This is a genomic window from Micromonospora fulviviridis (assembly GCF_014648395.1).
GTDB classification, from domain to species: Bacteria; Actinomycetota; Actinomycetes; order Mycobacteriales; family Micromonosporaceae; genus Micromonospora; species Micromonospora fulviviridis.
This window is the reverse complement of sequence record NZ_BMRA01000003.1, coordinates 116,970-131,008: the sequence shown is the minus strand read 5'-3', so window position 1 is coordinate 131,008 and position 14,039 is coordinate 116,970. Positions and strand designations below refer to the sequence as shown.

Annotated in this window: 10 protein-coding genes; 5 read left to right on the top strand and 5 right to left on the bottom strand. The window is 75.2% G+C overall.

The window, feature by feature from the left end:
* Window positions 1–152: 152 nt before the first annotated feature.
* Window positions 153–788, top strand: a complete 636-nt coding sequence (locus IEY96_RS09115) for a GGDEF domain-containing protein (protein ID WP_189194372.1) — start codon at window positions 153–155, stop codon at window positions 786–788.
* A 78-nt stretch (window positions 789–866) separates the two neighbouring features.
* Here the strand turns inward: IEY96_RS09115 and IEY96_RS09110 are convergent, their stop codons facing one another.
* Window positions 867–1,361, bottom strand: coding sequence for a type II toxin-antitoxin system PemK/MazF family toxin (locus IEY96_RS09110; protein WP_189194371.1), 495 nt, complete (start codon window positions 1,359–1,361; stop codon window positions 867–869).
* Window positions 1,362–1,457: 96 nt separating this feature from the next.
* Here IEY96_RS09110 and IEY96_RS09105 point away from each other — a divergent pair, with 96 nt between their 5' ends.
* Both IEY96_RS09105 and IEY96_RS09100 read left to right on the top strand, forming a co-directional pair.
* Window positions 1,458–2,060 carry a DUF4291 domain-containing protein gene (locus IEY96_RS09105; protein ID WP_189194370.1) on the top strand — a complete coding sequence of 201 codons (603 nt, stop codon included), beginning with the start codon at window positions 1,458–1,460 and terminating at the stop codon, window positions 2,058–2,060.
* Window positions 2,061–2,126: 66 nt separating this feature from the next.
* Entirely contained in the window at window positions 2,127–2,549 is a 423-nt protein-coding gene (locus IEY96_RS09100; RefSeq protein ID WP_189194369.1) for an OsmC family protein, read from the top strand.
* A gap of 10 nt (window positions 2,550–2,559) precedes the next feature.
* Here the strand turns inward: IEY96_RS09100 and IEY96_RS09095 are convergent, their stop codons facing one another.
* Window positions 2,560–3,297, bottom strand: coding sequence for a class I SAM-dependent methyltransferase (locus IEY96_RS09095; protein WP_189194368.1), 738 nt, complete (start codon window positions 3,295–3,297; stop codon window positions 2,560–2,562).
* A 56-nt stretch (window positions 3,298–3,353) separates the two neighbouring features.
* On the opposite strand from IEY96_RS09095, the gene IEY96_RS09090 reads away from it, so the two are divergent.
* Both IEY96_RS09090 and IEY96_RS09085 read left to right on the top strand, forming a co-directional pair.
* Entirely contained in the window at window positions 3,354–3,872 is a 519-nt protein-coding gene (locus IEY96_RS09090) for an NUDIX hydrolase (RefSeq protein ID WP_189194367.1), read from the top strand.
* Between the two features lie 40 nt (window positions 3,873–3,912).
* On the top strand, window positions 3,913–5,148 hold the full coding sequence (locus IEY96_RS09085) for a hypothetical protein (RefSeq protein ID WP_189194366.1): 1,236 nt from the start codon (window positions 3,913–3,915) through the stop codon (window positions 5,146–5,148).
* Window positions 5,149–5,188: 40 nt separating this feature from the next.
* Here IEY96_RS09085 and IEY96_RS09080 read toward each other — a convergent pair whose 3' ends face one another.
* The 3 genes from IEY96_RS09080 to IEY96_RS09070 are packed head-to-tail and all read right to left on the bottom strand — an operon-like array spanning window position 5,189 to window position 14,039.
* Complete coding sequence (locus IEY96_RS09080) at window positions 5,189–10,735, bottom strand: non-ribosomal peptide synthetase/MFS transporter (protein WP_189194365.1); 5,547 nt, start codon at window positions 10,733–10,735, stop codon at window positions 5,189–5,191.
* Window positions 10,735–13,854, bottom strand: a complete 3,120-nt coding sequence (locus tag IEY96_RS09075; protein WP_189194364.1) for a non-ribosomal peptide synthetase — start codon at window positions 13,852–13,854, stop codon at window positions 10,735–10,737. Before IEY96_RS09075 ends, IEY96_RS09080 begins: the two co-directional genes overlap by 1 nt.
* On the bottom strand, window positions 13,851–14,039 hold the full coding sequence (locus IEY96_RS09070; RefSeq protein WP_107078253.1) for an MbtH family protein: 189 nt from the start codon (window positions 14,037–14,039) through the stop codon (window positions 13,851–13,853). Before IEY96_RS09070 ends, IEY96_RS09075 begins: the two co-directional genes overlap by 4 nt.

Here is a 14,039-nt window from a genome sequence, read left to right as displayed (position 1 = left end):
ATTGCATCTGCAATGGACAGCGAGCATGATAACGCACGTGCGGTGTACCCGGACGTTCACGCTCGGTTACCCGGATCCCGGTTGCGAGCAGGGAGAACATCCCCGGCCCAGCGCCCTCCGGCGCGGCTGTGGACTGCGGTGAGGGAGGGCTCGTGCCGGATCCGATGACCGTCGCCTCCGGCATCTCCGCGGTCGGCGCCCTGGTCTCCGCCTGGCAACTGCGCCGCCGGGCCGTCCGCGCCGAGGCCGAGATCGAGCTGCTCCAAGCCGAGCTGGCGGCCGAGCGGCACGCGGCCAGTCACGACCCGCTCACCGGGCTGCCCAACCGGCGGGCCTTCTTCCGGCTGGCCGCCACCCTGCTCACCGACGCCGCCGGCAAGCCGCTGGTGGCGATCGTGCTGGACCTCGACGACTTCAAGCAGGTCAACGACCGCTACGGGCACGCCGCGGGCGACCAGGTGCTGGTCAGCGTGGCGCAGCGGCTGGCCGCGTTCGCCGGGGACAACCTCGTCGCCCGGCTCGGCGGCGACGAGTTCGCCGGCCTGCTGGTCAGCCCGACGGTGGACCGGCGCTGGATCGAGCACGCCACCCGCCGGCTCTGCGAGGCACTCGCCGCGCCGATCCCGCTGGGCGCCCGCACCATCCGGGTGACCGCCTCGGTCGGGCTCGCCCCGGTGCACGGCCCCACCCAGCTCACCGACGCGCTGTGCCGGGCCGACGCGGCGATGTACCAGGCGAAGACGGTCGGCGCGGCCCGCGCGGCCCGCCAACTCGTCGCCGAGTGCTGAGCCGGCCGCCGGTCAGCCCGGCGACCGAGGTCGCGCAACGCGCCCCGAGCCGCGAGCGGGTGGTCCACCCGGCGCCGATCAGCGCCAGCCGTAGCCCGTACGCAGCGCCTGGCCCACCCGGTCGAACCGGCGCCGGTCCAGCACCGCGCCCTCGCGGCGGATGCTGTCCTCGCGCATGGTGAGCACCCGGTCCAGGCGGACCCAGCTCGGCCGCTGGTCCCGATCCCACTCCCCCGGGCCCAGCGCCAGCCAGTGCCGCTGGCCGTCGCGGTCGCTCTGGCTCGACAGCATCAGCCCGAACAGCGTGCGGCTCTGCCGGCCGACCACCAGCACGGGGCGGTCCTTGCCCTGGCGGGGGTCGTCCTCGTACGGCACCCAGGTCCAGACGATCTCCCCCGGGTCGGCCTGCCCGTCCAGCTCCGGCGCGTACGCCAGCTCGCGCCGTTGCAACGCGGTGACCTGGCGGCGCCGGGCCACCTGGGCCGGGATCGGCCGGGCGGTACGGGCGGGCGCGGCCGCGCCCCCGGCGATCCGGCCGAGCCGGGACGCCACGTTCCTCAACAGACCTGCCACGGCGGGCAGCCTATCCCCCGCCACGGGACGGGCGCGCGGCGGCGGAGCCGGGGAAAGCGGTGGCCGCGCCGGCCGGTGCTCCGCCACGATGCCCCGGTGACCGTTCCCCACCACCAGGTCCGGGCGGCCTTCACCGCCGACACCATCACCGTCTACCAGGCATACCCGGCGGAGATCGCCGACGCCGCGCTGGCCGCCGGCCGGTTCGTGCCGCCGTTCAAGCGGGAGCGGATGACGTGGATCAAGCCCTCGTTCCGGTGGATGATGTACCGCTGCGGCTGGGCGCTCAAGCCCGGCCAGGAGCGGGTGCTCGCCGTGGAGATCAGCCGGGCCGGCTTCGAGTGGGCGCTCGGGCACGCCTGCCTGAGCAGCTACGACCCGCGACGGCACCCGGACCGGGAGAGCTGGCGGCAGCAGCTGCGGACCAGCCCGGTGCGGGTGCAGTGGGACCCGGAACGCTCGCTGCGGCTGGCACCGCTGGCGTACCGGTCGGTGCAGGTGGGACTGGCCGGCGAGGCGGTACGCCGCTACGTCGACGAGTGGCTGGTCGGCCTCACCGACGTCACGCCGCTGGCCCGGGCGGTGCACGCCCGTCTCACCGCCGGCGACGAGCCCGGCGCGACCGCGCTGCTGCCGGCCGAGCGGCCGTACCCGCTGCCGGCCGAGGTGGCCCGGGTGGCCGACGCCGATTCGGACTGAAGCGCCGAGGCTGCCGGCCGGCCGGGGATGGTTGACTCGGCCTGGTCGGAAGCGGAGGTGGTCGGCATGACCTTCGAGGTACGCACGCGCAGCCTGCCGGGCCGGCCCGCGGCGATCGGCGCGGCGGGCCCGTTCACGCTGGTGGTGGACCGCCCGGCCGACGGCGGCGGGGACGGGCTCGGCTTCAACGGCGGGCAGCTGCTCTACCTGGCGGTGGCCGGCTGCGTCTCCAACGACCTGTTCCGCGAGGCCCGGGCGGCCGGGATCACCCTGCACCGGGTCGAGGTGACCGTGCACGGCGACTTCACCGGCGACCCGGCGGTGTCCACGGAGGTCGGCTACGACGTCCGGGTCGAGGGCGACGCGACCGACGACCGGCTGCGGGACCTCGTCGCCCGGGTGGACGCCATCGCGGAGATCCCCAACTCGCTGCGCCGGGGCACCCCGGTCCGGCTGCGGCACGCCGAGGTGGCGGGGACCGCCGGCTGACCGGCCGGCCTCAGGCGGGACGGCGCGCCAGGACGAGCGTGGTGCGCAGGTCGAGGACGACGGTGCCGCCGAACCCGTCGATCGCCGCGCCGACCGCGGTGAGCACCCGCTCGCGCAGCGCGGGCGGGCGGCGCAGCTGCGGCGAGAAGGTGCTGACCAGCCGCAGGTAGGCCGCCGTGTCCAGCGGCAGATCGCGGCGGAAGAGCGGCGCACGGACGTCGGTGAACAGGCCGCTGCCGGCGATGTCGTCGTGGAACCAGGCGTCGGGGCGGTCGCCCTGCCGTTGCGGGTCGGCCGACTCGAACGCCGCCCCGATGGCCGCCCGCTGGGCCGGGTCGACGTAGTCGTAGCGGTGGCCGAAGACGGCGAGGGTGCCGCCGGGGCGGAGCACGTCGTGCGCCCGGCGGTTGCGGGTGGCCGGGTCGAGCCAGTGCCAGGCCATGGCGCAGGCCAGCGCCGGCACGCCGCCGGCCGGCTGGGTCCACTCCTCGAACGCCGCCGTCACCACCTCGACCTGGGGGAAGCGTGCGGCCAGTGCCCGGGCCATCCGGTGGTCGGGCTCGACGCAGGTCGTCGGCGCGCCGAGGCCGAGCAGGGTGGCGGTGGCCAGGCCCGTGCCGGCGCCCACCTCGACCAGGTGGTCGGGCGTTCCGCCGTGGTAGGCGCGGATCGCCGCGACGATCTCCGCCGGATAGCCTGGGCGGGCCTCGTGGTAGGCGCCGGCCACCTCGCCGAAGAGCTGCGACATGATCGTCATCATCGCAGGGCCGGCCGGTCGCCGCCGCCCCAGACGGAGGGAATGCCGTGGACCCGGAGCTGCCCCGTGACCTGCCGTTGTTCGAGCGCCGGGCGGTCCGGGTGGTGGTGCTGGACGCCACCGACCGGGTACTGCTGTTCCACACCCGCGACCCGGACCATCCCGTGCTGGGCACCTGGTGGGAGCTGCCCGGCGGCGGGCTCGACCCCGGGGAGACCTACCTGGAGGCGGCGGTGCGGGAGCTGCGCGAGGAGACCGGCATCGTGGTCACACCGGCCCAGGTGGGCGCGCCGAGCTGGCGGCGGCGGGCCAGTTTCCGGCACCGGCAGCGGCGGCACCTCCAGGACGAGGTGGTGGTGCCGGTGCGGCTGGCCGGGCCGGGGCCGGACGTGGACGAGGCGCACCGGCTGGACTACGAGGTCGAGGACTACTTCGGGTTCCGCTGGTGGCCGGTGGCCGAGGTGGTCGCCGACCGACCACGCTGCTATCCGGGGCGGCTGCCGGAGCTGCTGCCGGCGTTCCTGGCCGGCGAGGAGATCGACGAGCCGTTCGAGTTGTGGTCGTGACCGGCGTGCCGTACGCGACGCCGACCGGCACAGTGGAGCGGTGAATCCTCTCCACGCACCCCTGGCCCACTACGCCGAGCGGCTGCACCGCGCCGCCGGCGACGCCCACCACGTCGCTTCGCCGCTGGGCGCCTGGCTGCTGCTGGCGTTGACCGGTCCGGCGGCCACCGGCGAGGCCCGGGCAACCCTCACCGAGGCGCTCGGCACCGACGCGGACGACGCCGCCGCGGCGGCCCGCGCGTTGCTCGCCGAGCCGCACCCGCTGGTCGCCGCGGCCACCGCGCTGTGGGAGCGGACCCCCTTCGAGGAGCTGGCCGCCTGGCGGGCCGGCCTGCCGGAGCGCACCGAACGCGGCCCGCTGCCCGACCAGGCGACGTTGGACGCCTGGGCCCGGGAGCGCACCGGCGGCCTGATCGAGCGGTTCCCGGTCACCGTCGCCCCGGACACCCTCCTGATCCTGGCCAGCGCCCTGGCCACCCGGGTGTCGTGGGCGGACCCGTTCGAGGTGGCACCGGCCGCCGATCTGGGGGCGGGCAGCGTGTGGGCGGGCCGGCTGCGGCGGGTGCTGCGGACGCCGCCGTGGGGACACCGTTGCTGGGTGGCGGCCACCGAGCGGGCCGGCGACGTGGCGGTGCACGCCGCGCCCGCCCGGCCGGCGGACGGCGGGGCCGGCCTGCTGGTGGTGTCGGTGGCCGCCGCGCCGGACGTGCCGGCGGCGTTCGTGCTGGCCGCCGCCGGGGAGGTGGCCGCGACGGCCGCCACCGCTCCCGACGGGGTCGAGCCGGGCCGGCGGTCGCTGTTCGACCTGCCGCTGGGCGAGACGCCGCTGTGGACGCTGCGGGAGGAGCCGACCCGGACGTTCGCCGCCGACGGGCGGTTGGAGCACGCCTCGGCCGTCCTGCCCTGCTGGTCGGCGGAGAGCCGGCACGACCTGACGCCGGCCGGGTTCGGCTTCGACGGGGCCGCCCGGGCGTTGGGCGCGCTGCTCGGGCTGGCGGAGCCGCCGTTCGAGGCGGTGCAGTCGGCGGTGGCCCGGTTCGGGCGCTACGGCTTCGAGGCCGCCGCGGTGACGGCGTTCGGCGTGGCGGCCGGGCTGCCGCCGGAGGGGATCGCCCGGCTCGCGGAGCTGCGGTTCGGGCACCCGTACGCGGTGGTGGCGGTGGCCACCGACGAGGCGGGCGGGCCGTGGCACGGGCTGCCGGTCTACTCGGGGTGGGTGGCCGAGCCGGCGGAGCTGCCCGAGGACGAGGTGGCGGACCCGCCGGAGCAGTGGTGAGCGTGGGGGCCTCCGGTCGCGGCCGGAGGCCCCCACCCGCCTAGGCGGCGACCTTCTCCCGCTCGGCGGCCCGGGCGGCGAGCCGCCGTTCCCGCTCCTGCGCGCCGATCAGGTCGTCGGGCAGGGAGTCCTCGACCTCCAGGTCGAAGCGGCGCAGCAGGCGGATCGCGAATCCGCCCACGGTGATCAGGATCAGGACCACCCCGAAGCAGACGTACGCGAAACCGATGCCGCGGCCCGGTCCGGTGCCGATCACCGCGCCCACCGACCCGGCCAGCGCCCCGCCCGGGGCGAGCATCGGCTCGAACAGGGCGGTGGCGCCCGGCGCGAGCAGCGCGAACCCGATGGGCAGGGTGGACCAGGCGATGGTCTGGTTGAGGCTGAACACCCGGCCGTGGAAGCGCTGCGGCACCTTGACCTGGACGATGGTCGCGTAGATCGACTGCGCGGTGGTCATCGCCATGGCCAGCCAGCAGAAGCCGACGCAGATCATCGCCAGCGAGGCGTCCAGGCCGATCAGCACGCAGCCGATCGCGGTGCCCAGGTTGCCGATCAGCACGCCGATCATCCGCCGCTTGCGCGGGCCGCCCCAGAGCGACATGAGCACACCGCCGGCCACCGCGCCGACCGCCTCGGCGAGGGCCACCTGGGCCACCTGGGTCGGGCTGCCGAAGGACAGCACCAGCGGGGTGGCGAGCACCAGCGCGGGGGCGAGGAAGATGTTGCCCAGCGCGAAGTAGCCGAGCATCAGCCGGAAGCCGCGGTGCTGCCAGGAGTAGCGCAGGCCGTTGGCGATGGCCACCAGCAGCCGTTCCCGGGGCCGCCAGCCGAGCAGGTCGGGGAAGCGGACCACGGCCAGGGTGAGCACCGCCACGACGTAGCTGGCCACGTCGATGAGCAGGATGCCCTTCAGCTCGATGGCGGCGAGCAGGCCGGCCGCGAAGACCGGCATGAGCAGGGTGGCCACGCCGGTGGAGAGCTGGGTGATGCCCATGGCGTGGCCGAGGTAGCGCTTCGGCACCAGCTGCGGCACCGCCGACTGGAACGCGATCCGCTGGAACGACCCGGCGACCGAGCTGAGCGCGACCAGCAGGTAGATGTGCCAGAGCACCAGGTTGTCGGTCCACAGCAGGGTGGCCAGGACCAGCTGGATGGAGCCGGCCACGGAGCTGGCCAGCATCATGATCCGGCGCCGGCTGACCCGGTCCACGATGGCGCCGGCCACCGGGAGCATCAGCACGCCGCAGATCAGCGCGAGCGCCCAGAGCAGGCCCAGGTCGGCCACCGACCCGGTCCGGTTGAACAGCCAGATCGGCAGGGCGAACGCGGTCAGCGCCGACCCGGTGCTGGAGACGAGCTGGCCCACGGTGATCGCCAGGAAGCGGGCCATGCTCGGCTTGACCGTCGCGGCGGCCGGCCGCTCCTCGGCGCCGACCCGGAACCGGTCGAGCACCGCCCAGCCGGCGTCCTCACCCCGGGCCTGCGGGCCGAGGTCCGCGACGTCCCCGGCGACCACCGCCGGGTGCACCCGGGTGACGATCTCGGCCAGTTCCTCGGCGCGGTACTTGAGGAAGAAGTGCCCGGCCTGGTCGAGGACGACCAGCCCGAGGGTGTCACTGAGGAACTGCCACTCGGCGTACCGCTCGCGGTAGTAGTCGGTGACCGGGTCCTCGGAGCCGACCACCGAGATGATCGGGGCGCGCAGCTTCGTGGCCTGCCGGTCGAGCAGCCGGGTGAAGTACTCCTCCGAGGCGCGGGAGTCGGCCCGCATGTTGCTGATGATCCGGTCGGCCTGCTCCGGGTCCAGCTCGTCGGTGTCCACGCCCATCGACTTGAGCCAGCTGGCGTAGTGCTTGTTGCTGCGCAGCTGTTCGAGGCGGTTGCGGGCGGCCGCGAAGAAGCCCTTGGGGCGGGCGAACGGGAACATCGCGCCGATGTAGACCGCGTCGAGGTCCCGCCCGGCCGCCTCGACCTTGCGGGCCACCTCGGCGACGATGGCGCTGCCCACGCCGCAGTGGCCGTAGAGGGCCAGCGGGCCCTCGACCCGTTCCAGGATCTCGTCGGCCACCCGGGTGGTCAGCTCGTCGAAGGGCAGCGCGTCCTCGCTGAGGCCGACGTCGTGGCCGGGGATGGCGAGGGACCACAGCGCGTGCCCGGCCGGCAGCGCGTCGGCGAGGGGCTGGTAGACGATGGCGCTGCCGCCGCCGTACGGGACGCAGACGTAGCTGAGCACCCGCTGGGCGGCGGGGATCGGCTTGGTCAGCTCGTAGAGCAGCCGGCGCGGGCCGGCCTCGGCGGCGTCGCCGGAGATGAACGCGGCCAGCTCGCGGATGGTCCGCTGCTGGAACAGGTCCATGACGCCGACCGCCCGGCCGCCCAGCTCCGCCTTGCGGATCTTCGCGACGACCTGGGTGGCGAGCATGGAGTGCCCGCCGAGGTCGAAGAAGTCGTCGTCGATGCCGAGCGTGTCGACGCCGAGCACCTCCGACCAGATGGCGGCGAGCGCCCGCTCGGTGTCGTCGCGCGGCTCGACCAGCGCCACCGACGCCTCGCGGGTGACCACCGGCGCGGGCAGCGCCTTCCGGTCGAGCTTGCCGTTCGGGGTCAGCGGCAGCGCGTCGACGGTGACGAACGCGGCCGGCACCATGTACTCCGGCAGGGTCTCCTTGAGCGCCGCCTTCAGCGCCGCGTGCTCGGCCGGCCCGACGAGGTACGCGGTCAGCCGCTTGTCGCCGGGGCTGTCCTCGCGGACGATCACCGCCGCCTCGGTGACCCCGGGCTGCTCGCGCAGCGCGCTCTCGATCTCGCCCAGCTCGATGCGCAGGCCGCGCAGCTTGACCTGGTGGTCGATCCGGCCGAGGAACTCGATGACCCCGGTCCCGTCCGGCGTGACGACCCAGCGGGCCAGGTCGCCGGTGCGGTAGAGCCGGGCGCCCGGCTCGCCCGAGAAGGGGTCGGGCACGAACTTCTCGGCGGTCAGCGCGGGCCGGCGGTGGTAGCCGCGGGCCAGCCCGACGCCGCCGATGTGCAGCTCCCCCGCCACCCCGACGGGGCACTGCGCGCCGGCCGGGTCGAGCACGTGCAGCCGCAGGTTGGCGATCGGCGCGCCGATCGGCACGCCGGTCACCTCCGCGAGGCGGGCCGGGTCGCAGTGCCAGGCCGTGACGTCGATGGCCGCCTCGGTCGGGCCGTACAGGTTGTGCAGACCGCACCAGGGCAGCCGGGCCGTGAAGTCGAGCGCGGAGGCCAGCGGCAGCTCCTCGCCGGAGCAGATCACCCGGCGCAGCGCGGTGGCCGCCTCGATGCCCTCCTCGGCGAGGAAGACCGTCAGCATGGACGGCACGAAGTGGGCCGTGGTGATCCGCTCGGCGACCAGCAGGTCGCGCAGGTAGCCGGCGTCCTTGTGGCCACCGGGCTTCGCGAGCACCAGCCGGGCGCCGGTGCGCAGCGGCCAGAAGAACTCCCAGACCGACACGTCGAAGCTGGCCGGGGTCTTCTGGAGCACCGCGTCGTCGGCGCCGAGGCCGTACGTCTTCTGCATCCAGTCGAGCCGGTTGACGATGCCCCGGTGGGTGTTCGGCACGCCCTTGGGCCGGCCCGTCGAGCCGGAGGTGTAGATGACGTACGCCAGGTGGTCGGGGCCGGCGGTGGGCGCCGGGTCGGTGGCCGGCTGGTCGGCCCAGACCGTGGTGTCGTCGAGGGCGAGCACGGTGGCGCCGGTGGCCGGCAGCACGTCGCGCAGGTGCTCCTGGACCAGCACCACCGGCGCGTCCGCGTCGGTGACCATGAAGGCGAGCCGGTCGGCCGGGTACTCCGGGTCCAGCGGCAGGTAGGCGCCGCCGGCCTTGAGCACGCCGAGCAGGCCGGCGACCAGCTCGACGGAGCGTTCCGCGCAGACACCGACCAGGGTCTCGGGGCCGACGCCTGCGGCGCGGAGCCGGTGCGCGATCCGGTTGGCCGCGACGTTCAGCTCGGCGTAGGTGAGGCTGCGTCCCTCGATGGTGACGGCGACCGCGTCCGGGGTGGCGGCGGCGCGCTCCTCGACGGGGCCGTGCAGGGTCTCGTCGCGCGGGAAGTCCGCGGCCGTGTCGTTCCACCCGGCCAGCAGCGCCCGCTCGTCGGCGGGGAGCAGCTCCAGCCGGGACACCGGGGTGTCCGGCGCGGCGACGACCGCGGCCAGCAGGGTGGTCCACCGCTCGGCCATCCGCTCGACGGTGTCCCGGCTGAACAGGTCGGTGTTGAAGACCAGCTTGCCCCAGAGCCCGTCGACGGTCTCCACCGCGTGCAGCTCGAAGTCGAACCGGGTGGCCCGCAGCTCCATGGGGGTCCACTCGAAGGTGACCTCGTCGCTGCGGGAGACCCCGCTGAACCGGCCCATCTCGTAGTTCTGCAACACGAACATGGTCTGGAACACCGGGGACCGGCTGACGTCGCGGGGCAGGCCCAGCTCGTGCACCACCTTGGCGAACGGCACCTCGGCGTGCTCGAAACCGTCCAGCACGCTGCGCCGGGTGCGCTCCAGCAGCTCCGTGAAGGTGGGGTCGCCGGCCAGCTCGGCGCGCAGCGGCAGCATGTTGATGAACATGCCGACGACGTTCTCCAGCTCCGGCGCGGACCGACCGGCCACCGAGGCGCCGACGGCGAAGTCGTCCTGGCCGGCGTGCCGGGCCAGGAGCACCTGGTACGCGGCGAGCAGGGTCATGAACAGCGTGCCGCCGGTGGCCCGGGTGAGCGCGTTGAGCGCCTCGGTCTCCGCCGGGTCGAGCTGGAACTCGACGAAGTCACCCCGGTAGGTCTGGGTGGCCGGGCGGGGCCGGTCCAGCGGCAGCTCCAGCGGGGTGATCCCGGCGAGCCGCTGCTTCCAGTAGTCCACGTGCGCCCGGGCCTGCGGGCCGTCCAGCTCCTTGGCCTCCCAGACGGCGAAGTCGCCGTACTGGATCGGCAGGGCGGGCGGCTCGCCGCCCCGGTAGAGGGTGATCAGGTCGCGCAGCAGCACGTCCACCGACCAGCCGTCGCCGACGATGTGGTGCTGGCCGAGGAAGAGCACGTGGTCGTCAACGACGCTCATCCGGTCCGGAGTGCCGTCTTGCGGCGCGGAGGCCGGATTATCGTCGTTAGCCAGCCGGATCAGCAGGGCCCGCAGCAGCGGCCCGTCGGCCAGGTCGAACGGCTCGGCGGCGGCCGCGTCCACGAGCGCCTGCGCGCTCGCCTCGTCCGGGGCGTCCACGATGGTCAGCGGCACCTCGACCGACTCCTCCACCACCACGGTGGGGCGGCCGTCGGCGTCGGCCGGGAAGCGGGTGCGCTGCGACTCGTGCCGGGCGGCGAGCGCGGCCAGGGCCGCGCGCAGCGCCTCGACGTCGAGCGGGCCGCGCACCCGCAGCGGCACCGCGATGTGGTACGCCGCCTCGCCCGGGGCGAGCTGGTCCATGAACCAGACCCGCTCCTGGGCGTACGACAGCGGCACCTCGGCGCCGGCGGGCCGGGGGGTGATCCGGGCCGCGGGGGCGGCCTGGCGGGCGCGCAGCCGCTTGGCGATCAGCGCCTGCCGGGCCGCCTCGCGGGCCGGATCCTTCAGGTCGGTCATCAGCTGCTTTCCTCTTCCGCCGCGAGCAGCGCGGCGACCTCGCTGTCGGAGAGCCCGTCGAGTTCCGCGGCAATCCGCTGCTCGATCTGGGCGGCCAGGTCCGCCACCACGGGGCTGCTGAACAGCGCCCGCATGGGCAGGTCGACGTCCACCTCGGCGCGGATCCGGGCCATCGCCCGCATGCCGCGCAGCGAGTTGCCGCCGAGGGTGAAGAAGTCGTCCAGGGCGCCGACCTTCTCCACCTGGAGGATCTCGGCGTACACCTCGGCGACCAGGGCCTCGGCCTCGGTGCGCGGCGCGACGTAGGCGTCCTCGGCCGGGGCGGCGGCGGCCGGGGCGGGCAGCGCGGCCCGGTCCAGCTTGCCGTTCGGCGTCAGCGGCAGCGCGTCGAGCCGGACCAGGGCCGCCGGCGCCAGGTGCGCGGGCAGTTCCCGGGCCAGTTCGGCGCGGACCGAGTCCTCGTGGGCGGGGCCCACCAGGTAGCCGACCAGGGTCGGCTCGCCGCCGTCGGTGCGCACCGCCGCGGCGGCCGCCCGGACGTCCGGGTGGGCCAGCAGGGCGGCCTCGACCTCGCCCAGCTCGATCCGCATGCCGCGCACCTTGACCTGGTCGTCCCGGCGGCCCAGGTAGTCCAGGGTGCCGTCGGGCCGCCAGCGGGCCAGGTCGCCCGTGGCGTACATCCGCGCGCCGGGCGGGCCGTACGGGCAGGGCAGGAAGCGCTCGGCGGTGAGGCCGGGGCGGCGGTGGTAGCCGCGGGCGAGCTGCGCGCCGGTGACGTACAGCTCGCCGACGACGCCCGGTGGCACCGGCTGGAGGGCGGCGTCGAGCAGCAGCGCCCGGGTGTTCCAGGTGGGCGTGCCGATCGGCACCGGGCCCGGCGGGACCGGCTCGCCCGGGGCGGTCCGGGCCGCCACGCAGCCCACGGTGGCCTCGGTCGGGCCGTACTCGTTGACCACCGCCACGTCGGGGTGGGCGGCCCGCCAGCCGGCGAGCTGCTCGCCGGTGAGCGCCTCGCCGCCGATCACCAGGTCGGCGGTGGGCGACAGTTCGCCGTCGAGCAGCGGCAGGTGGCTCGGGGTCACCTTGAGGAAGGCCGGGCGGCCACCGGCCCGGGCGGCGGGCGAGTCGATCGCGGCGAGCCGGACCGTGCCGCCGGCGGTGAGGGTGCCGAGCAGGCCGGTGACGGTGAGGTCGAAGGAGACCGGCGAGTGCAGCAGCGCGGCGCCGGCCAGCCCCGGGTAGGTGTGCCGGGCCCAGGCCAGGTAGGCGGTGACCGCCCGGTGCTCCACCACCACGCCCTTGGGCCGGCCCGTGGAGCCGGAGGTGTAGAGCACGTACGCCGGGTGCTCGGGGCGCAGCGGGCTCCGCCGGTCGGCGTCGGTCAGGTCGCCGTCGGGCTGGTCCGCGCCGATCTCGCCGTCGAGCACCAGCGCCCCGCCGGGCACCAGGGCGGCGGTGTCCGGGGTGGCCACCACCAGGGCCGGCGCGGTGTCCTCCAGCAGGTAGGCGATCCGCCCGGCCGGGTAGCCGGTGTCCACCGGCACGTACGCGGCGCCGGACTTCAGCACGGCGACCATCGCCACCACCAGCTCGCAGGAGCGGGGCAGGGCGAGCGCGACCCGGGTCTCCGGGCCGGCGCCGCGGGACACCAGCAGCCGGGCCAGCCGGTTCGCGGCGGTGTTCAGCTCGGCGTACGTCAGCGGCACGCCGTCGCAGACCAGCGCGGTGGCGTCCGGGGTGGCCGCGGCCTGCCGCTGCACCTCGTCGACCACGGTGGCCGGCGGCACCTCGCGCGCCGTGTCGTTCCAGGCGCCCAGCACCAGGTCGCGTTCGGCGTCGGTGAGCAGCGGCAGCGCGGCGACGGTGCGCTCCGGGTCGGCCACGGCGGCGGTGAGCAGCGCGACGTAGCGCTGCACCACCGTCTCGGCGGTGGACCGGTCGAACAGTTCGGTCCGGTAGACCAGCCGGCACTCCCCGGCCGTGATGTCGAAGGCCAGGTCGTCCTTGGTGGTGCCCAGCTCGACCGGGTCGAGGCCGGAGTCCGGGATGTAGTTCAGCGCGGTCTGGAAGATCGGCTGCACCGACGGGTCGCGCTGCGGGTCGACCGCCTCGACGATCTTCTGGAACGGGGTCTGCCCGTGTTCCATGGCGTCGACCAGGCCGTCCCGGACCCGGCCGAGCAGCGCGGTGAACGACGGGTCGCCGGAGACGTCGCAGCGCAGCGCCACCGGGTTGACGAACATCCCGATCAGCGGGGCCAGCTCGGGGGTGTCGCGGCCCGCGGTGGAGACGCCGACCACCACGTCGGTGTCGCCGGAGATCCGGGACAGCAGCGCCGCGAAGCCGGCCAGCAGCACCATGTACGGCGTGGCCGCCGCCCCGGCGGCCAGCCGGCCGACCCGGTCCAGCAGCCCGTCGGGCAGGTCGAAGCGCACCTCGTCGCCGGCGAAGCCCAGCTGCGCGGGGCGGGGCCGGTCCAGCGGCAGGTTGGTCACCGGCGGCGCGCCGGCCAGGTGACCGGTCCAGAAGGCGAGCTGCCGGTCCAGTTCCGCCCCGGCGAGCTGGTCGCGCTGCCAGACCGCGAAGTCGGCGTACTGGATGGGCAGCTCGGGCACGGCGGGCTCGGCGCCGGTCCGCGCGGCCGCGGAGAACGCGGCGAGTTCGGCGTGGAACAGCACCGCCGAGTGGCTGTCGAAGACGGCGTGGTGCACCACGAAGACCAGCGCCCAGGCGTCGCCGAGGCGGACCAGCCGGGCCCGCCACAGCGGCGGGGTGTCCAGCGGGATCGGGGTGCGGGCCAGCTCGGCCCGGACCGCCTCGAACGCGGCCAGCCGCTCGGACTCCGGCAGGTGGCGCAGGTCGGTGGTGGGCAGCGGGACCGGCTCGTGCGCCCGGACCACCTGCACCAGCGCGCCGTCGTCGACCCGCAGGTGGGTGCGCAGCGCCTCGTGCCGGGCGACCACCCGGTTGACCACGTCGCTCGCCATGTCGGCGTCGACGCCGGCCGGGAAGCGCCACGGGATGGAGACGTTGAACACGGGCGAGCCGGCGTCGAGCTGGTTGGCCATCCACACCCGCTCCTGGGCGAAGGAGGCCGGGAAGGTCCACTCCTGGCTCATGAGTGGGCCTCGCGGACCGAGCGGGGACGCATGTCGGTCCAGACCGTGTCGATGTGGGCCAGGCATTCCTCGCGAGTGCCGGCGAAGCCGGTGTCGTGCCAGCCCGCGGGGAGGTCCCGGTCGGCCGACCAGATCGAGTACTGCTCCTCGTCGTTGCGCACGACCAGGAATCGGGGTTCGGCCAT

Excerpts from the sequence above, each read along its gene's own strand:
- IEY96_RS09100 (WP_189194369.1), top strand. The coding sequence starts at position 2,127 with ATGACCTTCGAGGTACGCACGCGCAGCCTGCCGGGCCGGCCCGCGGCG.
- IEY96_RS09070 (WP_107078253.1), bottom strand. The coding sequence starts at position 14,039 with ATGGCCGAACCCCGATTCCTGGTCGTGCGCAACGACGAGGAGCAGTAC.
- IEY96_RS09095 (WP_189194368.1), bottom strand. The coding sequence starts at position 3,297 with ATGTCGCAGCTCTTCGGCGAGGTGGCCGGCGCCTACCACGAGGCCCGC.
- IEY96_RS09080 (WP_189194365.1), bottom strand. The coding sequence starts at position 10,735 with ATGACCGACCTGAAGGATCCGGCCCGCGAGGCGGCCCGGCAGGCGCTG.
- IEY96_RS09075 (WP_189194364.1), bottom strand. The coding sequence starts at position 13,854 with ATGAGCCAGGAGTGGACCTTCCCGGCCTCCTTCGCCCAGGAGCGGGTG.